19 protein-coding genes and 3 pseudogenes are annotated in these 18,249 nt (G+C 54.4%); 6 read left to right on the forward strand and 16 right to left on the reverse strand.

Annotated features, from left to right (window positions below):
• Window positions 1-147 precede the first annotated feature (147 nt).
• Complete coding sequence (locus tag ABE528_RS10855; protein ID WP_252461471.1) at window positions 148-1,518, reverse strand: sigma 54-interacting transcriptional regulator; 1,371 nt, start codon at window positions 1,516-1,518, stop codon at window positions 148-150.
• Window positions 1,519-1,556: 38 nt separating this feature from the next.
• Here ABE528_RS10855 and ABE528_RS10860 point away from each other — a divergent pair.
• Window positions 1,557-1,775, forward strand: a pseudogene (locus ABE528_RS10860) (ethanolamine ammonia-lyase light chain EutC); the annotation flags it as partial.
• A gap of 610 nt (window positions 1,776-2,385) precedes the next feature.
• Here ABE528_RS10860 and ABE528_RS10865 read toward each other — a convergent pair.
• Window positions 2,386-2,631, reverse strand: a complete 246-nt coding sequence (locus tag ABE528_RS10865; RefSeq protein WP_252461472.1) for a hypothetical protein — start codon at window positions 2,629-2,631, stop codon at window positions 2,386-2,388.
• Between the two features lie 192 nt (window positions 2,632-2,823).
• Here ABE528_RS10865 and ABE528_RS10870 point away from each other — a divergent pair, with 192 nt between their 5' ends.
• Complete coding sequence (locus ABE528_RS10870; protein WP_346652932.1) at window positions 2,824-3,207, forward strand: helix-turn-helix transcriptional regulator; 384 nt, start codon at window positions 2,824-2,826, stop codon at window positions 3,205-3,207.
• A 301-nt stretch (window positions 3,208-3,508) separates the two neighbouring features.
• On the opposite strand, the gene ABE528_RS10875 is transcribed toward ABE528_RS10870, so the two are convergent.
• From ABE528_RS10875 to ABE528_RS10890, 4 genes are all read right to left on the reverse strand, one after another.
• Window positions 3,509-4,525, reverse strand: coding sequence for an alpha/beta hydrolase (locus tag ABE528_RS10875; protein WP_252461474.1), 1,017 nt, complete (start codon window positions 4,523-4,525; stop codon window positions 3,509-3,511).
• A gap of 45 nt (window positions 4,526-4,570) precedes the next feature.
• A complete protein-coding gene (locus ABE528_RS10880) occupies window positions 4,571-4,828 on the reverse strand; it encodes a DUF2790 domain-containing protein (RefSeq protein WP_252461475.1) in 258 nt (85 codons plus the stop codon).
• A 109-nt stretch (window positions 4,829-4,937) separates the two neighbouring features.
• Window positions 4,938-5,408 (reverse strand): cyanase, encoded by a 471-nt coding sequence (gene cynS, locus ABE528_RS10885; protein ID WP_252461477.1) that lies wholly within the window; start codon window positions 5,406-5,408, stop codon window positions 4,938-4,940.
• A 39-nt stretch (window positions 5,409-5,447) separates the two neighbouring features.
• Window positions 5,448-6,107 (reverse strand): carbonic anhydrase, encoded by a 660-nt coding sequence (locus ABE528_RS10890; RefSeq protein ID WP_252461479.1) that lies wholly within the window; start codon window positions 6,105-6,107, stop codon window positions 5,448-5,450.
• A gap of 109 nt (window positions 6,108-6,216) precedes the next feature.
• On the opposite strand from ABE528_RS10890, the gene cynR reads away from it, so the two are divergent.
• On the forward strand, window positions 6,217-7,104 hold the full coding sequence (gene cynR / locus ABE528_RS10895) for a transcriptional regulator CynR (protein WP_346652933.1): 888 nt from the start codon (window positions 6,217-6,219) through the stop codon (window positions 7,102-7,104).
• A gap of 441 nt (window positions 7,105-7,545) precedes the next feature.
• Here the strand turns inward: cynR and ABE528_RS10900 are convergent, their stop codons facing one another.
• The 4 genes from ABE528_RS10900 to ABE528_RS10915 all read right to left on the reverse strand — a co-directional run bounded on the left by ABE528_RS10900 (window position 7,546) and on the right by ABE528_RS10915 (window position 10,231).
• Window positions 7,546-8,265, reverse strand: coding sequence for a type 1 glutamine amidotransferase (locus tag ABE528_RS10900; protein ID WP_252461483.1), 720 nt, complete (start codon window positions 8,263-8,265; stop codon window positions 7,546-7,548).
• A gap of 193 nt (window positions 8,266-8,458) precedes the next feature.
• The gene (locus ABE528_RS10905) at window positions 8,459-8,935 is read right to left on the reverse strand and encodes a nuclear transport factor 2 family protein (protein ID WP_346652934.1); all 477 of its coding nucleotides are present in this window, start codon (window positions 8,933-8,935) and stop codon (window positions 8,459-8,461) included.
• Between the two features lie 199 nt (window positions 8,936-9,134).
• Window positions 9,135-9,611 carry a nuclear transport factor 2 family protein gene (locus tag ABE528_RS10910; RefSeq protein ID WP_346652935.1) on the reverse strand — a complete coding sequence of 159 codons (477 nt, stop codon included), beginning with the start codon at window positions 9,609-9,611 and terminating at the stop codon, window positions 9,135-9,137.
• A gap of 53 nt (window positions 9,612-9,664) precedes the next feature.
• A complete protein-coding gene (locus ABE528_RS10915; RefSeq protein WP_252461093.1) occupies window positions 9,665-10,231 on the reverse strand; it encodes a TetR family transcriptional regulator in 567 nt (188 codons plus the stop codon).
• A 295-nt stretch (window positions 10,232-10,526) separates the two neighbouring features.
• Between ABE528_RS10915 and ABE528_RS10920 the strand changes: the two are divergent.
• Window positions 10,527-10,840 (forward strand): annotated as a pseudogene (locus ABE528_RS10920) (DUF1264 domain-containing protein); the annotation flags it as partial.
• A 286-nt stretch (window positions 10,841-11,126) separates the two neighbouring features.
• Here the strand turns inward: ABE528_RS10920 and ABE528_RS10925 are convergent.
• From ABE528_RS10925 to ABE528_RS10940, 4 genes and pseudogenes are all read right to left on the reverse strand, one after another.
• Window positions 11,127-11,909: an EAL domain-containing protein gene (locus ABE528_RS10925; RefSeq protein WP_252461094.1), complete on the reverse strand. Its 783-nt coding sequence runs from the start codon at window positions 11,907-11,909 to the stop codon at window positions 11,127-11,129.
• A 268-nt stretch (window positions 11,910-12,177) separates the two neighbouring features.
• Window positions 12,178-12,465: pseudogene (locus ABE528_RS10930) on the reverse strand (DDE-type integrase/transposase/recombinase); the annotation flags it as partial.
• A 21-nt stretch (window positions 12,466-12,486) separates the two neighbouring features.
• Window positions 12,487-13,680, reverse strand: coding sequence for an MFS transporter (locus ABE528_RS10935; protein WP_252461095.1), 1,194 nt, complete (start codon window positions 13,678-13,680; stop codon window positions 12,487-12,489).
• Between the two features lie 79 nt (window positions 13,681-13,759).
• Window positions 13,760-14,788 carry an alpha/beta hydrolase gene (locus ABE528_RS10940; RefSeq protein ID WP_252461096.1) on the reverse strand — a complete coding sequence of 343 codons (1,029 nt, stop codon included), beginning with the start codon at window positions 14,786-14,788 and terminating at the stop codon, window positions 13,760-13,762.
• Between the two features lie 262 nt (window positions 14,789-15,050).
• Between ABE528_RS10940 and ABE528_RS10945 the strand changes: the two genes are divergently transcribed.
• On the forward strand, window positions 15,051-15,959 hold the full coding sequence (locus tag ABE528_RS10945; protein WP_252461156.1) for an AraC family transcriptional regulator: 909 nt from the start codon (window positions 15,051-15,053) through the stop codon (window positions 15,957-15,959).
• A 242-nt stretch (window positions 15,960-16,201) separates the two neighbouring features.
• Complete coding sequence (locus tag ABE528_RS10950; RefSeq protein ID WP_339533466.1) at window positions 16,202-16,561, forward strand: cyclophilin-like fold protein; 360 nt, start codon at window positions 16,202-16,204, stop codon at window positions 16,559-16,561.
• Window positions 16,562-16,575: 14 nt separating this feature from the next.
• Here ABE528_RS10950 and ABE528_RS10955 read toward each other — a convergent pair whose 3' ends face one another.
• Both ABE528_RS10955 and ABE528_RS10960 read right to left on the reverse strand, forming a co-directional pair.
• Window positions 16,576-17,055: a LysR substrate-binding domain-containing protein gene (locus ABE528_RS10955; RefSeq protein WP_339533540.1), complete on the reverse strand. Its 480-nt coding sequence runs from the start codon at window positions 17,053-17,055 to the stop codon at window positions 16,576-16,578.
• A gap of 18 nt (window positions 17,056-17,073) precedes the next feature.
• Window positions 17,074-18,054, reverse strand: coding sequence for a TerC family protein (locus ABE528_RS10960; RefSeq protein WP_346652936.1), 981 nt, complete (start codon window positions 18,052-18,054; stop codon window positions 17,074-17,076).
• Window positions 18,055-18,249: the final 195 nt, after the last annotated feature.

The following is an 18,249-nucleotide window of genomic DNA, read 5'->3' on the forward strand; positions in this document are numbered from 1 at the left end:
TTTTCTTGTGATGAGCTGGTGGATAACAAAAGCTATGCCAAAGCTTTGAAAAGCCCGCCGTTGCTGGCCTTCACCGCGTTCTGGTGTATGTCGGGAGGCGTTCAGCGAGCAAGAATTAAATCAGAAAGCTGGTCTCCGATTAGAAACCTAATCAGACCTTTCCCAACGTTTCATCTTTTGGACAATGGTGGCTTGGCTGACGCCCAGGGCTTTTGCCGCAAGGCGGGTGGTTTTGTGAATTCGCATCGCGGACATGATGGCGCTGCGTTCTGCATTCTCAATGATCCTGCGCAATGGGAGTCGGCTCAGGTTTTCGCCCTCTGCATGCAGGTTCAGCATCTCCTCCGGTAGGTCTAGCGCTTCAATCGTTTCAGACTCGCAGGTAACGACCAAGCGCTCGACCAGATTGATTAGTTCGCGGATATTTCCTGGCCAAGCATACTCACAGAGCAGATCAACCGCCTCGAGACTCCATTTCATCTTTTGCTTATACCTGCCGTTGAAATGAGCAAGGTAGTGCTCCAGGAGCGTGGGTATCTCACTGCCACGCTCCCGCAGGGCAGGGATTTTGATAGGAACGACATTGAGTCTGTAATACAGATCCGCCCGGAATAAGCCATCAGCAACCCGCTGCCGAAGATCATGGTGGGTCGCACTGATGATGCGGACGTCAACCTCCTTTAGCTCTAGGCCTCCAACAGGGATAAAGCGATTTTCCTCGATGACCTTCAGAAGCTTGACCTGAAGGGATAGGGGGAGATCACCAATCTCATCGAGGAATAAAGTGCCATGGTTGGCGAGCTCCAATAGCCCTCTCTTCCCTTTTGCAGCGGCCCCCGTGAAAGCTCCTGGCGCATATCCAAACAATTCCGCCTCTATGAGGTTCTCCGGCATTGCTCCGCAATTGAGAGGTATGAAAGGCTCATTTGCCCGAGCGCTTGCATTGTGGATGTACTGGGCGACGAGGCTTTTGCCTACCCCGGTCTCCCCGAGAAGCAGCACCTTCACATCGCTACTGGCCACTCGTCGAGCTTGGGAAAAGAGCTGTCCAGTCTGTGCCTGGTCGAAAACCATTGGAGACATCGCGAGCTTCATGTATTCGCCAGCGTGCAGTTGCGCGGTGCTGTGACGAAGCTTTTTGAGCCCAGCTAGCTCATCACGCTCGTGCTTCATACGCAGAAGCTCGGTCATGTCCCGAACTGCGCTGACGACGTAGCTGATGCGGCGATCTTCAAAAATCGGCGTAGCGCTTACCAAAAGCTTTTTGCCGTTACTCAGGCTTTGCATCACTGATACAGGAGCGCCTTGCTGGAGCACGCGCAATGATGCTGACTGTGATACGACACCATCGCGTACCAGGTCATGCATGCTACGCCCGATGATTTGCTCACCTTCAAGCCCTGTCAGTCGCTCGTATGCAGTGTTCACCTTCACGGTGATACCGGCACCATCGGTGATATAGACGCCGTCATGCAATGCATTCAAGAACGTGTCAAAGGTTTGGTCGTTGAAGTCCACGATCAGGATCTGCCACACAAAAGGATAGTGTAAGTGGTTTGGCCACTTACAGGAGCAAAGTCGCTCCCATTTGCATGGTGCAACAGGGTCGGGTAGCTGTAGCTGATGAAATCGGGAAACTGCTGAATGCCAAGATGAGCTTGACCCTGGTTGGCGAGAGGCCTGGATTGAGCTCGCCTGACAGCCTGGGTTTGTACTTTACCTTCTCCCCTAAGCTCGGCCTGACTGACGCGAGCCGCAACTGCATCTCCAACGTTTGGGCAAGCTAGGATCAATGTGATCGTGCGCAAGCCTTATCATCCAGGGAGGTAACGAGATTCTACGGGGGTGTTTCTGCCCTGCTTCATCGCAACTGCGTTTTATCAGGCCTTCCTCCTCCAACCCCGGCGACGTTGTGAGACAAAGCTATGGCGTGCAGGACGCATCGCAGATTTCCACCGAATGCTATGGTCTGCGCGCACCATCTCTCAGCGTGATAACCCAAAGCGAGACTGCCTGCGCAGCTGCTCATGATTCACCGACTGAACGATCAAAGCCCCTCAGCACTCAATGTAACGCTCTCTAAAGGATCGAGGGCCCAGTACATGAAGTTTCCAAGGAAAAGGCATGATGAGCCTCACCCTTCGCTGCCTCAAATGCAATGGAAAGCAGCTTGTGCAACCCACTAGGCTGCATCGTAAATCGGTGATCAGTTGCAGGGGCTGTGGCGCTCTGAGCCACCATGGCGATCTCGTGGAAGCTACAGGTCTGCGCCTCATGGCCAAGCTAAAGCAGCAGCTCAAGACCGGGTAACCGAGGGGGCCGCGAGGAGTGCTCAAGCCCTGCACACCCAGGTTCCAGCCTATATCGCTAAACGCAGTTCTTTCCTCAGTGAGCAGCGCTGGCTACCTGAAGCTGATACCTCGCCTGAATTAGCTCCGTCTCCGCCTTCTGCAGCTCAGCTTTGACGCCCGTCCACATCAAAACCAAGGTGGCGATCTTTTCGCGAGAGGCCGTCAATTCCTCGCCCATCACGGCCATTTCGCTCTCCAGCAACAGGCATTGCTGCTCGAGCAGTTCCTCGCGCGAGAAAAAAGCAAAGCGATCATCAAGGGTCTGGTCTGGCTTGGTCATAACGCTTATCACCGCGAGTAGTACAAATGTTCTCCTCACGAGCTTAGCGAGATACACTGGATGCATCAACAGTATTTCGACGGAACGGTAGCTCTTCATGACCGAAAGGCCAGGCCAGCCCACAGGCTTCGAGACTGAGCGGAAATTCCACGTGGACTTCACCGGAGACACGCTCAAGCGGAGGTATCGCATATGTCACTGAAATCGTCTTTCGCCATCGTCCTTCGGGCGCTACGCAGTCAGCGAAAAATCACGCAGCGGGACTTTGGTGACACGAGTCGAACGTTTCTTTCAAAGCTCGAAGGCGGTAAGTCCAGCCTGACACTGGATAAGCTCAAGCAGGTAAGTCAGCGGCTAGGAGTGAGCTCACTGACGCTGCTGACGCTGACCTTGAGCTTGGAATCTGGGAAATCATCAGCGGAGCTTATCGAACAACTTCGCTTGGAAATTGAGAACCTGGATGGTGACGGTGGCGTGCCAGGGCTGGAGGAGCTTAGACGTCCTAGCGGAATCGACTTAGCTCAAAATCCGCACCTGACATTCGTGGGTGGTCAAACCCATGACATCAATCGATAGCCAGCCGCTGAAAATGTACGCGATCAAAGGGAGGTAAACACCACCCTGGACGTGCCCCCTTCCGGGGTACGGCTGTCGTAAACCGCACCCTGGCTTCGCTAGGTTGCGGCCCTTCGGGCTTCCATCATCACGCCTCTGGCCCGTCCGGGGCCGGCGCGCTCCGCTTGCTTCGATGATCACAAACGGAGGGCGAACGGAGCATCATCTTTCACAAGAACTGCTTCCGATTAAAACGGTCATCAAGACTTATCAAAATCCTGGTGATCACCCACGTCCAACCAACAATTCTGATTAGCTTGGACTACTGCAGATGCTGCTTGATCGCCAGAGCGGCTTGAGTCATCGCGTCACGGACACTGGGAACCTGGGCGAGTACGTTGAGCAGGCCGTAGTCATGGATCATGCCGTTGTAACGAACGGCAGTAACCGGTACGCCTGCCGCATTGAGTTTGCGGGCGTAGGCTTCACCTTCATCACGAAGTACATCCATTTCGGCAGTCTGTACCAAAGCTGGAGGCAGGCCTGTCAGCTGCTCGAGGCTTGCGCGAAGTGGTGAGGCGTGGATGTCGCTGCGCTGCTTAGGATCGGTGGTGTAGTTGTCCCAGAACCATTTCATCATGCCGCGAGTAAGGAAGTGGCCATCGGCGAAGCGGTTGTAAGAGCTGTCGTTGAAGTCTGCATCCGTCACCGGCCACAAGAGCGCTTGGAAGCGCAGCTTAGGTGTGCCGGCCTCTTTGGCCTTGATCGCAACCACTGCGGCCATGTTCCCACCAACACTGTTACCTACGACAGCGAGACGGCTTCCATCAACACCAATCTGCTTGCCGTGTTCGGCAACCCAGCGTGTGGCGCCATACGCTTGATTGATCGCTGTGGGGAACTTCGCTTCCGGCGACGGCGTGTAGTCGACGTATACCGCTGCCGCACCAGAGCCTACTACCAGGTCATGGATGAGGCGCTCATGAGTGGGATAGTCACCCAGCACCCAACCCCCGCCATGGAAGAACATGAATACAGGCAAGTCGCCGTTGGCGCCTACTGGACGTATCACACGAATATCCAGGGATTTACCCTCAACCTCGATGCTGCGGCGCTCGACCTGGATACCTGAGACATCTACCTGAACGCTGGCCTGGGCACCGCTCAGCACGGCGCGAGCGTCTTTCGGTGAAAGGGTTTCCAGCGGCTTGCCGCCGCCTGCCTCCAGGGCTTGAAGGAAAGCTTGGGTGGTGGTTTCGACACCAGGACTACCTGTAGCGAATGCACTGTTAACGGCTATGGCAAGAAGGCCGACGGTGAGTGTACGTGACAATTTCATGGTTCAAGTTCCTTGGCGATGGGCCGGTAATCGTTAGGTGCTGGGTTAGTTGTTGGAGCAACCATTCCCTATAACGCGGTACTCCATGATGTGCCGGTCGCCCTTGGAGTCGTCGTAAGTCAGTTGCATCGGTACTACATCGCAGACATTGGGTGCCGGCGTTACAGCTACAACACGCGCGATATCCAAGTTCTGAGCGTAACGATAGGGCTCGACCGGAATTTGTGCGGTCTGAGCAACCTGGTCATCGGCCATCGCGACAGAACCGAGGCAGCCGAGGAACAAAACGAGTAACAGCTTCATGGCAATCACCTGTATTGAAGGCGTAAGAAGGCCGGAGCACTTGGTAGTGCTCAGTCGTAAAGAGGTTTGGGGAGCAGCCCGGCGTCAGAAGGCGCCGGGCTGAGTGACATCAGAAAGGCTTGGTAGGCAGGTACTTGCCGTCCAGGGTGATCACTGCGCGGTGGCCACCGTCCGGGTCTTCAACTTTTTTGATATCCAGCTTGAAGTTGATCGCACTGATGATGCCGTCACCGAACTTCTCGTGAACCAGTGCTTTGAGGGTGGTGCCGTAGACCGACATCATCTCGTAGAAGCGGTAGATGGTCGGGTCGCTCGGCACACCGTCGAAGAAGCTGCCACGAATTGGCATCGATTGCAGCAGAGCGACTTGATCAGCATCGAGGTCGAGCTTTTCACCTACGACCTTGGCGGCGCTTTCAGGCAGCGGGTGCTGGCCAAGTAGGGCTGCAGTGACGAAGGCTTCGGACAGGCCGGTGCCATCAACGATTTCAGCAAAGGAAAGATCCTTGCGGGCCTTGGCCAGAATGATGTTTTCGGTCAGTTCCTGGCGAGCGGTGCGGGTGGCTTGAGTCTGGATCATGGTGAATCTCCTGGGTAGATAAAGGCGTAGGTACAGGTTTCAGGCAACGTGCCTGGCTTGTTGGGAAACGGCGTGGACTTCAGGGTTTTCTGCAAGCGACACGAAGGCCCCGGTGCTGCCATCAAAGGCGTCGATACGTCCGGTTTCGATGTCATAGATCCAACCATGCAGGGTGACGCGGCCTTCTTCGAGAGCCAGGCGAACGGATGGATGGGTCTGGATGTTGGCCAGTTGCGCGATGACGTTTTCGCGCACCATGGAAGCGACTTTGCTGGGCTTATCCGGGTGCTGACGGGCTTCGTTGACCACCTTGGCCGAGTCGGCGTAGCGCAACCAACCGGCTACGGCAGGCATGTGATCCAAGCACTTGCAGGTTGCAATAGCGGTCATCGCGCCGCAGTCCGAGTGGCCGCAGATCACGATGTCGGCGACCTTGAGCCCGGCCACCGCGTATTCGACCGAGGCCGAAACACCCCCAGGCTCCGGGCCATACGACGGTACGATGTTGCCGGCGTTGCGGATGACGAACAGATCGCCTGGCTCGCGCTGAGTGACCAGTTCAGGCACCAGTCGGCTGTCAGAGCAAGAGATGAACAGCGCCTTTGGGCTCTGCTGGTTGGCCAAGTCCTTGAACAGTTTGACCCGCTCAGGAAAGGCGTTCTGCTGGAATTTCAGAAAACCGTCGATGATCGCTCTCATGGTTGCTGTCTCAATGTCGCTGGTGTGAAAGAGAGATTAAGCAACGCATGACATAAGGTAAAAGTCTCATTTATTATGATGTAGATCAGATAATCTTATTGGTTAACTCATGCTCGCTCGACACATCCAGTATTTTCTTGCGGTTGCGGAACATCTCAGCTTCACGAAGGCTGCGGCGGCGCTGCATGTCTCTCAGCCAGCTCTGTCTCAGCAAGTAAGGCAGTTGGAAGAGAGCCTAGGAGCCCAATTGTTTGACCGATCAGGCCGCACGACGCGTTTGACTGACGCTGGGGCTGTCTATCTTCTCTATGCGCGACGTGCGTATCAGGAATTGCAGGAAGCCAAAAGGGCTATACATGATGTCAGCGACCTCAGCCGTGGCTCATTACGTGTTGCCGTAACGCCTACGTTCACAACCTATCTGGTGGGGCCACTGATCGAGGCATTTCATTCCAGGCATCCCAAAATCACCATCAACCTGAGAGAGATCTCCCAAGAGCGTATCGAGGAGTTGCTGTTGGCGGGAGAGCTGGACGTAGGGATCGCATTCGATGAAATACATGTACCAGAGATCGAAGCCATCCCCTTGCTGAACGAAACACTCGCTTTGGTTGTGAGCCGCAGACACCGCCTAGCCGAGGAACGCTCCATCACCTCGCAAGGCCTGAGTGCTGAGTCTTTGGTCTTGCTCAGCACAGAGTTTGCCACTCGCGAGCAAATCGATCGCTACTGCCGCAAATATGGGATTCGCCATAAGGTTCAGATGGAGGCCAATGCTTTAGGCGCAGTGATTGAAATCGTTCGACGGACGAGTCTCTCGACGTTATTGCCTGCCAAAATTGCGTTGGCCCATGATGATCTGGTGGCCATTAAACTCGAGCCAGAGCGCTTACAGCGAAGAGCCGTCCTTATGCGACGAAAGGACGCCTTTCTGAGCGCAGCGGTGAAGGTTTTCACTGACTTGGCTAAAGAAGTATCTAGCGATCTTGAAGAGTGAGAGTGATCACTCGCAGAGGGGGGGCGCTAATGCAACCAATCTGGTCATCTTCGAGGTCATAGTTATGGATACTAGGCCTAAAAGCTGGCAGCGCCGCTCGGAGCTGGGGGATTGAGGCTTCGTTTACGGGCGGTCTGGGCGTGTGTGCCTTTAAGGCGCCGAGGGGAGATTTGATTCTGCCTAGCGCTACCCTGCGCCTTGAGTAACTGCACCCCGTAAATACACGTTTGCTTTTGATCGGATCATTCGCAGGCATGACTAAGGGGCGAACGCGGCCAGCCACGGCTGGTAGCTAACGACCCATGCGGCCATTGAACCGAGCGCAGCCGCCCTCAGGCAAGATGCAATCTATGTGAGGCGGGTTACCCTGCAAACACGAGCATAGACCGTGCAAGGCAGATCCGTTTCCAAGGCGAAGCTCTTCGCAGGGCAAGTCGGATCTTACGTTGCCTGGTACTCAGCGATCAGCTTGTCGAGGAAAGTAAACAGTTTTTGGTTCATCTCATCCCAGTCGTTGGCACGCAGCGCGGCTGGCTGCTGGACGAAGCGACGGTCGGTGAGCGTAAGCAGTTCAGATTCGGAAGCCGCGATCAGCCGCTCGATGACTTCGTGGGTGAACTCCATGTGGCATTGGAATCCGTAGACCAAATTACCGTACTCGACGATCTGACGGGGGCAGCCTTCACTCACCGCAAGAATCTTGGCGTGCACAGTAAGGCCTGGCATGTCGTTGTGCCAATGGCCGACTTCGAGGACATCGCCAAAATGTGCGACCTTGTTGTTGGCTTTCCCTTCTGCCGTAAGGTTGATCGGGTACTTTCCGATTTCCTTTTCCGGACTATGACCAAACTTCGCGCCCAGCGCTTCGCCAATGAGCTGGGCCCCAAGGCAGACGCCCACAACCGCTTTGCCAGCAGTGATGGCCTTGCCGATCAGGCGACATTCAGCTGCTGCATTGAAATGAGGGTATTGCTCCACGGTTGTGGCGGGATCCTGCGGCCCGCCCAGCACGACCAGCAGATCAATGTCGTCCACACTCTCTGGCAACGCCTCATTGGCATACACGCGTGAATATCTGGCATCGTAGCCGCGCGCCTGTACCCAGGCTTCATACGCTCCAGGGGCTTCAAACGATTCGTGGACGATGAAATGGACTTTCATGAGGGGATCTCGACAAGTGTGGCAGGGTGGAAGAAGTGTTGCGTCCGTCGCCAGGACACGGGGTTGTTAGCGGTCAATCGTGAATGCTGCTTTCGCCTCTCAGCCATACGGGCGGCTGGAATGCAACGATGGGTATGATGAGCTTTTGCTAAAAAAGAACCTGATCCCTTAACGGGATCAGGTTTAGCACGGCTCAGAGTCCCAGTTCAGTCAGACCTGGGTGATCATCGGGACGGCGACCCAGTGGCCAGTGGAACTTGCGCTCGTTTTCTTTAATGGGCATATCGTTGATGCAGGCGAAACGGCGGTGCATCAGGCCATCTGCTTCAAACTCCCAGTTTTCGTTGCCATAAGAGCGGAACCAGTTGCCCGAATCGTCATGCCACTCGTAGGCGTATCGGACGGCGATGCGGTTATCGGTGAAGGCCCAGAGCTCTTTGATCAGACGATAGTCCAGCTCTTTCTTCCACTTGCGAGTGAGGAAGCCTTGCGCTTCTTCACGATTGGTTGCGAATTCTGCGCGGTTACGCCATTGAGTATCTAGGGTATAGGCGAGCGCAATTTTTTCAGGCTCACGAGTGTTCCAGCCATCTTCAGCGAGCCGGACTTTTTCAATTGCCGATTCGCGAGTGAATGGAGGAAGTGGCGGGCGAACTTGTGCGTTGGACATGGTGATGCCTCCAAATAAAGTGGATATGCAAAGTTGGTTTCAGCTCGTTAAATCAGACCAATGAGGCTGGGCCCGACTGAAGCGATATTCAAAGACTTGAAGCGACTGCTGAAATAGCGCAGCCGGGAGCCACCCTTAGTGGCAGAAATAAAATTCTTACACTAAAAGGATTGTTGCAATATTGGAGTGGATGTGGAATTTACAGGCCCAGCTCAGTCAAACCCGGGTGATCATCTGGCCGGCGACCCAGGGGCCAGTGGAACTTGCGCTCGCTTTCTTTAATGGGCATGTCGTTGATGCAGGCGAAACGGCGGTGCATCAGGCCATCTGCTTCAAACTCCCAGTTTTCGTTGCCATAAGAGCGGAACCAGTTCCCCGAATCGTCGTGCCACTCGTAGGCGTACCGAACGGCGATACGGTTGTCAGTGAATGCCCAGAGCTCTTTGATCAGGCGGTAGTCCAGCTCTTTCTTCCACTTGCGGGTGAGGAAGCCTTTGGCCTCTTCGCGATTAGTCGCAAACTCGGCGCGGTTACGCCATTTAGTGTCGAGAGTATAGGCGAGCGCAATTCTTTCAGGCTCGCGTGTATTCCAGCCATCTTCAGCGAGCCGGACTTTCTCAATCGCCGATTCGCGAGTGAAAGGGGGAAGTGGCGGACGAGCTTGTTCGTTGGACATGAGGGTGCCTCCAATCATTTGGATCGTTTAGCGGAGTTAGCGTTCCTGAAACGTTAAGCGCTAGTGCGCGGTACTTCTTTGAGCAAAGTTTTTGCGATTTCTTTTGCGCTTTCGAGAGCGGTGTAATCACCCATTACGCGGGCTATGGTTATCGTGCCTTCTATCAGCACAAAGAATTGCCTGGCCAAAGAAATCGGATCTTTTACGCCTAAATCCTTGGTCAGTTCTAGCGTGTAGTCCAGTAGCTTTTGTTTATGCAGCTTTGCAATCTGCCGAATAGGGTCATCAGCGTCGCCCACTTCCCCAGCTGTGTTAATGAAAGCACAGCCTCGGAAACCGTCAGACTCAAACCAACTCTTGAGCACATCAAAAATGCTAAAGATACGATCTTGTGGAGTTGGTGCTTTTTCGCATTCACTCCTGAACCACTGCATCCAGCGTACATCGCGTGCATTCAGTGCCGCTGCTGCTACATCGTCTTTATTCGCAAAATAGCGATAAATACTTTTGCGTGCTACGCCCGAGGTCTTTACCAAGAGATCCATACCAGTGGCGTGAATCCCATTTTCGTAAATCAGCTTTTCGGCGGTGGCCAGAATTTTTTCACGTATATCGGTCATTGGCTTATCCATGTAGCCAGAGTAGAACGGTCGTTCTCCCCGGTCAAGCGTCTCGCAGGAATTATTTTTGATTGTACGTGGGAGAGGGGTTTTCAATCGAGCCTTCGCTCCAGTCTGCGCCCGGCCATATGTGTGTATCGAAAGCTTCTGTTACCGATGCTGCCGAAGCACCCTACCTGGCTCCGGTCTCAGGCGGTGCCGCAGCTAACCTGCTGCTGATCTGTGTAAGGAGGCCATTTAGGCAGCCGTCTCTTGGCCTGCACATTTGATAGGCCCAAGCAGTCCCACCCTGGACATCAGCCAGAGCCTATCTCATGCGACCTTTCCTAAAATCCGAAGACATGACACACCGATCAGGACAAAGCGGTTCCTATGGGTGTTCCTCAATTGATGATGGGATTCACTGCGGATGGACAGGCTGAGCAAGCGATGATTGAGCAGTGAAATCGGCGTTTGGGAGTGGATGCAGCGAAAACCAAAGCTAAGCGGGCAGACATTCAAATCCCTGCCGCTGATCCCCAAGCGGATGGTTGGGAGCACGGCAACGTCATGCAGATCACCGATCCAACCAATGATCATCTGCACCGCCCCAACAACAAGACACCTTAGAAATCGAACAGTCGATCAGGCCAGTAAACTGAAAGCTTTGGTTCGTAACACCAGCGGGAATGCCTGAATCTGGAGGTGCTCCTATTGGAGACGGCTGTCGTAAACCGCCCTCTGGCTTCGCTAGGTTGCGGCCCTTCGGGCTTCCATCCTCACGCCTCTGGCCCGTCCGGGGCCGGCGCGCTCCGCTTGCTTGGGACTGCTCCATCACAACTGACGCCAAGGGACTGGTGATTAATCCGCACGGGGTTCACGAAGGCTAGGACACGGAGGCGTTGTTTGGTCAAGATCAAGACAGCCGCTCAATCAACGGTAATCCGTTTACCTCCGGTCGAGCGAATAGATACCCCTGCATCAAATCAATCCCCAGCGCCGACAGCGCTTGGCATTCTTCGTCAGTCTCAATGCCTTCGGCGATAAGCGTAATGCCCAAACGCTCAGCCACCAACACGATACCGGCGACGATGGCTTGGCGAACCGAATCCTGATTGATTCCACGAGTGAGTGCCATATCCAGCTTGAGTACAGCCGGCTGAAATTCTGCAAGTAGATTCAGCCCTGAGTAACCCGAGCCGAAATCATCTATTGCAGTGGTGAAGCCCTGTCGCTCGTACTCCTTGAAGATTGATTTCAAGTGCTCGGTGTCTTCGATCCGCTCGCCCTCGGTCACTTCGAACATCAGCAGATTGGCGGGGAAGTCGAATGTTCGAGTGGCTTCTAAGGTAGCCCGGATGCAGGTGCTGGCGCGGTAGACGGCGTTGGGCAGAAAATTGATGCTCAATTTACAGTCCTTCTGCCGCCCCAAGCCCAGTCCAGCGGCTTGCTCAATGGCCTTCACCCGACAGGCCTGATCAAAACGATACAGATTGTCGGGCGATACCTTGGCCAAAATTTCCGCAGCGCTTTCACCGTTCAGTCCGCGAACCAGTGCCTCATAGGCGAAAGGCCTGCCTGAAGGCACATGGATTATGGGCTGGAACGCCATGGTAATTTCGAAATCCAGGCTAGCGAGGTCACGACATTGGGAGCAGCCAATCGCTAAAAAGGGCTGGGGGAAAACAGGCTTGCTCATGGGATATCGTCGAGGTTAGAGAGTATGGCTGTGCAGGATGCTTGAATATGCATCTTAAGCCAATCTCCTCCGATCCAATCCATCTATCAGTGGACTGACCTCCCAAGCGCGCCTGCCCTGTGTAATTGGTAGTGATGACGTTTTGATAAAGGTGGTCTGCCTCCAGGCGAAGCCGTTCCACCTCGTCGACTGGTCGCCCCTCATCAACAGCTTGCTGATGGGCCAGTATCGCTTGAAGAGCCTATTCAAGAGCGGCTCTCCTGCCTCAACCAATTATCTGGCGTGAGAAGAGATCCAGCACTACCGCCAGATACAGCCATCCTTCATAGGTGCGAATGTATGTGATATCTGTCACCCAGACCTTATTCGGCTCACTGACCTTGAACTGCCGCGCAAGGTGATTCGGCGAGGCTACGGTCGACTTCCCGCCATAGAAGCCTGGGCGCCGCTGATAGCCCGTTTGCAAACGCAGCCTCTCTGCCTGCATCAAGCGCCCCACCCGATTTCGCCCGCAGGTTTCTCCCAGCTCACCCAGTTCATCGTGAATTTTGCGATAAGCAGGCTGGCCCATAACGTCCTACGTGCATGCCGCGCCACGCCATCGGTTTGTGACAACACTGAGTGTGGTTGCAATGAGCAAGAATATGCCGCTAGAGATGAAGGTAGCCTGATAACCCACGCCGTCGTACAGCATCCCGCCTACAGTTGCACCAGCAGTGATAGCCAACTGAATCACTGCGACCATTAACCCTCCACCAGCTTCTGCATCGTGTGGCAATGCGTTGGACAACCAGGTGAACCATCCCACCGGTGCACAGGTCGCGACCAGCCCCCACAGCCCCAGCAATGCGGCCACAGGAACGAGCCAGCTACCAACCACGATTACGGCGAATGCAATGGCAGTCATGATCATCGGTATTCCAACCAAAACCTTGTGCAGACTTTGACTAACGAGAGAGCCGGCTAACATGGTGCCTACCAATCCTGCGACACCGATGATCAAGAGCAAGAGCGAGAGCGTGGGCACATCGACATGCGTGACCGTCTCCAGGAAAGGCCGCAGATACGTAAAGAGTGTGAACTGCCCCATGAAGAGAAACGCAACTGCGGCCATACCGAGGGCGACCTTGCTGTCCCCAAGCAGGCGCAGCGAGCCAGTGGCCGATATTTGAGTCCGCTTACTCGGCATCGCCGGCAGCGTGAAGACTTGCCAGATCATCGCCAGTGCAGCCAAAGGCACCACGCAAAAGAATGCCCCTCTCCACCCAATGATGCCGCCTAGATAGCTCCCAACTGGCGCTGCGATTGCCGTAGCCAGCGCGGTACCTCCTTGCATCACAGCAATAGCCTTCGGAACGAGTGCCTTGGGCGCGATGCGCATCATCACTGCGGTAGACATCGACCAATAGCCGCCAATAGCAACTCCCAATACGGCTCGCCCTACCATCAACGTCAAGTAGTTCGGGGCAAAGGCCACCATGCCCCCGGAAACTAGCATAAGTGCCGTCGTAGCCAGCAGTACTGGCTTGCGGTCGAGCCCTTGGGTTACGGTGGCCATTAACAGGCTGGTGATTACAGCAAAGAAACCCGAGATAGAAATGGCCTGCCCTGCCTGGCCTTCAGTCAGTGACAAATCGGATGCAATTGGCGTGAGCAAACTCACAGGCAGGAACTCAGAAGCCACCAAGGCAAAAGCACAGAGCGACATCGCCAGGACAGCGCTCCAAACCTGGCGGTTTGAGTGTTGAATGGGTAATGCTGGGCTGCTCATGGCAATTCTCGTTGTAGCAATTTCAAAAGACACGGTTGCCCAGGCCCTGCATCGTGCTAGGCCTGGGAACAAGAACCATTTATTTGAGGTTTTCGCGGAAGAAGGTCGTCAGCTTGGTGAAGGGGATCAGCTCGACGCGGTCGTACAGATCCACATGGCCAGCGCCCGGGACAATCACGAGTTCCTTGGGTTCGCCGGCAAGGCGATACGCCTCTTCACTGAACTCCCGGGAATGAGCCTCCTCTCCTGCGATGAACAACATGGGACGAGGCGAAATCGTCTCGATGTCATTGAACGGATAGAAGTTGATGAACCTTACGTTACTGGTCAGCGTCGGGTGGGTCGTCAGAAGCGGCGACAGCCCTTTGGGAGTGAATTCACCACGAGGTGTTCGGTAAAAGTCGTAAAACTCCCGCTCGATGGCATTAGAGCTCTCAGTTAACTGATCCACCGTGCCACTGGTGTACTTAGTTTCGCCTCCGGCAAACTCGACATCGCGCTGGGCTACAGCTTCGGCGATAGCCTTTTTGCGCTGTTCGACCGAGACACCATGCTTGAGACCATTGCGGTTGGCGGCCCCCATGTCGTACATGCTGACCGTGGCAATAGCTTTCATGCGTGGATCAATTTTCGCCGCACTGATGGCAAAGCTGCCGCTGCCACAGATACCCAGCACGCCAATACGGTTCCGATCAACGAAACCTTGAGCACCTAGATAGTCGACCGCCGCACTGAAGTCTTCGGCATAGATGTCCGGCGACACCAAATTCCGGGGACGCCCGTCACTTTCACCCCAGAACGACAGATCGATGGCCAGGGTCACGAAGCCCTGCTCTGCTAGCTTCTGAGCATAAAGATTCGAGCTTTGCTCCTTGACCGCCCCCATCGGGTGCCCGACGATGATTGCGGGATGCTTGGCGTTGACGCTCTGTTTTGTGGGCAGATACAGATTACCCACAGTAGTCATCTGGAACTGGTTCTTGAAGGTGATGCGCTCGAGTGAAACATGCTCACTCTGGTAGAAATTGTTGGCCCCATGGGACATATCGGCGGCTCCCGCAGTGAGTGAACTGGCCATCCAGGCAAACGCAACGAACAAAGACTTCATGCATATCTTCCTGTCTGCTCGAAATGGAAGGGATGTGAGAGGACATCGCTCGCGGACGCTAGGGTCTTCTCACCTGCCCCCCATGTTCCCCGCGTGCACCAGCACATCAGTAGAGCAAACCGGTAGTTTTCTTGCCCAATTGTCCAGAGCTAGCTGACGGGGCATGGACACTGAAAGCGACGCGCGAGTAGTGTTTCGCTACACGCTGATCGGAACGCTCACGATGCCCGCAACCGCACTACCGCCTTCACGCACGAACCCAATGGCCACACTGTGCAGGGTCATCGGTGCCCACGCGCCCACAGCTGGAGATTTCGCGACGAGCATTGCAGGCCTAAGCGTCTATCGACGCAACGCACCAGCCCCTCCGATTACGTGCATTGTCGAACCAAGCATTGTTTTGGTTGCGCAAGGGGCAAAGGAAATGGTTATCGGCGGTGACGTATTCCCATACGACACGACTCGTTTTCTGGTCACCTCGCTAAACATTCCCGCCAACTCGGCGGTGACTGTGGCCAGCGAGGAAGCACCCTGTCTTGGCTTGGTGTTCAAGCTCGATTTGCGCACACTGGCCGAATTGATCGCGCAAGATGGTCGCCCTCCTGTGAGCGGTCAGTCCTTTTACACCAGCGCTGGAGTTGGTGGACTGGGCCTGAAGCTGTTGGAGAGCTTCACCCGCCTGATTGAGCTGTTGGAGGAGCCCGATGCGATCCCGGTGCTCTGGCCCTTGATTCAGCGGGAGATCCATTATCGGTTGCTGCTAAGTGACCAAGCCCCTCTCCTGCGCTATATCGCTTCCGTTGGCAGCAAGGGTCATCGAATCGCAAAGGCGATCGACTGGATGAAGCTCAACTACGCCGAGCCTCTGCGGGTGGACGAACTGGCCTCTAAGGTACAGATGGGCCTCTCCACATTCCATCAGCACTTCCGGCAGCTCACCGCAATGAGTCCACTGCAGTACCAGAAATGGTTGAGGTTGAACGAAGCAAAACGCTTGATGCTCAACGAACACCTCGATGCAGCGACCGCCGCATTCAAGGTCGGCTACGAAAGTCCATCGCAGTTCAGCCGTGAGTACGGGCGCCAGTTCGGCACGCCTCCAAAACGCGATATCGCGGAGCTGCGTTTAGGTGCGGAGAGGTCAGCTGCCTCCACGCCTAACGTGCCCTGATCCTCAGCCTTCAAGACGTCGCCCAAACCAGGATGCAAGGAGATGCAATGAGAAGGAGCACACCCCACAAGCCTTTACCTCTAACCGACAAGGCCGCTCACTATCGATGGTCTAGTCTGCAGTACCTTGCTAGGGTGAGTGGGCTAATGGCACTTGGTTTAGCTCACGCAGTTTCGGCCAGCGCATCTGATTCTCAAACGGCGAAATCTGGCGAAGCGAAAGCTCCACAGGAGATACCCTACATGCAGATGTCAGTAGGCGAGCGGCATTACAAAATCAGGTTGGCTGACACTGAGGCAGCTCGTGCCTTCTCCTCGTTGATACCCCTGACGCTTGAAATGGCCGATCTCAACAGTAACGAAAAGTATGTCGATCTCGCGGTATCACTCCCCAAGGATGCGAGCGTTCCAGGAACGATTAAGGCAGGGGACGTCATGCTGTATGGATCAAAGACCCTGGTGGTCTTCTATAAGACATTCAAAACGCCCTACTCTTACACCCTTATCGGAAACATTGAAAACCCCGACGGCCTGATGCAGATGCTTGGCAGTGACGATATCCGAGTCGTTTTTTCCATCACTGAAAGCCAGCTGGACATCTGAGATCACGCAAGCTCCTACTCACTTCGGAGTGCTTCAAGAACAACCCTGAAAGCAGCGGTTTGCTGCCGGCGCGTGGGGTAGTAAAGATGATAACCAGGGGAGAATTCCGACCAATCAGCCAATACCTCTTGAAGGGCACCGCTGCCGATATGCTCCTGAGCGTGTACATCGGTCACCTGGGCCAAACCCACTCCTGCCAGACAGGCATCCAGTATCAGCAACGAACTGTTCATGATCAGCGGCCCTTGCACCCTGACGCGAAACTCGCTGCCATCATGGGTGAATTCCCAAGGGTAAAGGCCGCCGTGCGTAGGCAACCGGAGGTTGATGCACCTGTGGGCTATCAACTCCTCGGGGCGGCGGGGTACTCCATATCGGTTCAAGTAGGTAGGTGAGGCTACGGTAACCATCCGCATGGGCGGGCCAATGGGCAAAGCCACTGCAATACCCTGTAATCCATGACGCTTCCGTGCTTTCTTCTCGCTAAAAGCCACGATCAATCAGCTAGTCCGTTAAAGCTTGACGGGCTCTCTCGTCTTCCAAAGCGACAGCAATACACCGCCAATCAGAAGCCCGATTGTAACGCTCAGAGAAATCTCTGCGGGTACCTTGCCCACAATATCATGAAGGAAAATCTTCCCACCTATGAAGACAAGCACCAAGGCCAATGCATACTTAAGATAAGCGAAGCGACTAATCATCGCAGCCAGCGCAAAATACAGTGCCCGCAAACCGAGTATGGCAAAAATGTTTGAGGTATAGACAATAAAGGGATCCTGTGTGATAGCAAAGATTGCAGGAACGCTATCAACAGCGAACACCAAGTCAGCGCACTCTATAAGAATCAAGGCGAGAAAAAGGGGTGTAACCCACAGCACCTTTTTACCTGACGCATCGGGCAGGCGCACCAAGAAACTCTGCCCATGTAATTCTTTGGTAATGGGCAAATGACTGCGCAGATACTTAACGAAGCGGTTATTCTCGAGGTCAGGCGCATGATCGACACGGGCGAATAGCATCTTTACCCCAGTGAAAACCAAGAACGCACCGAAGAAATAAAGTATCCAACTGAACTGTGAAATGAGCGCGGCTCCCAGGCCTATCATAATGGCCCTCAAGACGATGACTCCCATAATCCCCCAGAACAGCACTCTGTGCTGAAACTCTCTAGGGATGGCCAGGAAGCTAAATATTAGCGCGATAACGAATACGTTATCCATCGACAGTGACTTCTCAATCAAGAAGCCAGTCACGTAGTCCATACTGGCGTCGCTGCCTTTCTGAAAGTAAACCCATACAGCGAATAGTAGGCCCATGCTGATGTAGCCAGCTGATAGCAGTAGGCTCTCCTTGACGCCAATCTCTCGATTCCCTCGATGGAGAACTCCTAAGTCAAGCGCCAAAAGCGTTAACACGACAGCGAAAAAGGAAAGCCAAAGCCACAGATCGGTGCCAAGGAAATCTTGAGAGAGATACGCATTTAGGGCAGACATGAGCCCCTCCTATATAGTCGTAGTTTAACAACTATGACTCCGACATGGCGGCTACTAACCGTCAGAGGGGCCCGGCGTCACACATTAAGATTTTATCCAACATAACAATGTTGCAAGAGAAAAAATTTTACCAATTATTTCTCTCATATAGTCGACATGGGATTGTCCTGACCTGCCCATTGACACATCAACGGC

Origin of the sequence: Pseudomonas sp. TWI628 (assembly GCF_039673865.1) — a bacterium.
Lineage (GTDB): Bacteria > Pseudomonadota > Gammaproteobacteria > Pseudomonadales > Pseudomonadaceae > Aquipseudomonas.

Coding starts and splice junctions, on each gene's coding strand:
- ABE528_RS10865 (WP_252461472.1), bottom strand. CDS start 2,631: ATGACCAAGCCAGACCAGACCCTTGATGATCGCTTTGCTTTTTTCTCG.
- ABE528_RS10870 (WP_346652932.1), top strand. CDS start 2,824: ATGTCACTGAAATCGTCTTTCGCCATCGTCCTTCGGGCGCTACGCAGT.
- ABE528_RS10875 (WP_252461474.1), bottom strand. CDS start 4,525: ATGAAATTGTCACGTACACTCACCGTCGGCCTTCTTGCCATAGCCGTT.
- ABE528_RS10880 (WP_252461475.1), bottom strand. CDS start 4,828: ATGAAGCTGTTACTCGTTTTGTTCCTCGGCTGCCTCGGTTCTGTCGCG.
- cynS (WP_252461477.1), bottom strand. CDS start 5,408: ATGATCCAGACTCAAGCCACCCGCACCGCTCGCCAGGAACTGACCGAA.
- ABE528_RS10890 (WP_252461479.1), bottom strand. CDS start 6,107: ATGAGAGCGATCATCGACGGTTTTCTGAAATTCCAGCAGAACGCCTTT.
- cynR (WP_346652933.1), top strand. CDS start 6,217: ATGCTCGCTCGACACATCCAGTATTTTCTTGCGGTTGCGGAACATCTC.
- ABE528_RS10900 (WP_252461483.1), bottom strand. CDS start 8,265: ATGAAAGTCCATTTCATCGTCCACGAATCGTTTGAAGCCCCTGGAGCG.
- ABE528_RS10905 (WP_346652934.1), bottom strand. CDS start 8,935: ATGTCCAACGCACAAGTTCGCCCGCCACTTCCTCCATTCACTCGCGAA.
- ABE528_RS10910 (WP_346652935.1), bottom strand. CDS start 9,611: ATGTCCAACGAACAAGCTCGTCCGCCACTTCCCCCTTTCACTCGCGAA.
- ABE528_RS10915 (WP_252461093.1), bottom strand. CDS start 10,231: ATGACCGATATACGTGAAAAAATTCTGGCCACCGCCGAAAAGCTGATT.
- ABE528_RS10925 (WP_252461094.1), bottom strand. CDS start 11,909: ATGAGCAAGCCTGTTTTCCCCCAGCCCTTTTTAGCGATTGGCTGCTCC.
- ABE528_RS10935 (WP_252461095.1), bottom strand. CDS start 13,680: ATGAGCAGCCCAGCATTACCCATTCAACACTCAAACCGCCAGGTTTGG.
- ABE528_RS10940 (WP_252461096.1), bottom strand. CDS start 14,788: ATGAAGTCTTTGTTCGTTGCGTTTGCCTGGATGGCCAGTTCACTCACT.
- ABE528_RS10945 (WP_252461156.1), top strand. CDS start 15,051: ATGGCCACACTGTGCAGGGTCATCGGTGCCCACGCGCCCACAGCTGGA.
- ABE528_RS10950 (WP_339533466.1), top strand. CDS start 16,202: ATGCAGATGTCAGTAGGCGAGCGGCATTACAAAATCAGGTTGGCTGAC.
- ABE528_RS10960 (WP_346652936.1), bottom strand. CDS start 18,054: ATGTCTGCCCTAAATGCGTATCTCTCTCAAGATTTCCTTGGCACCGAT.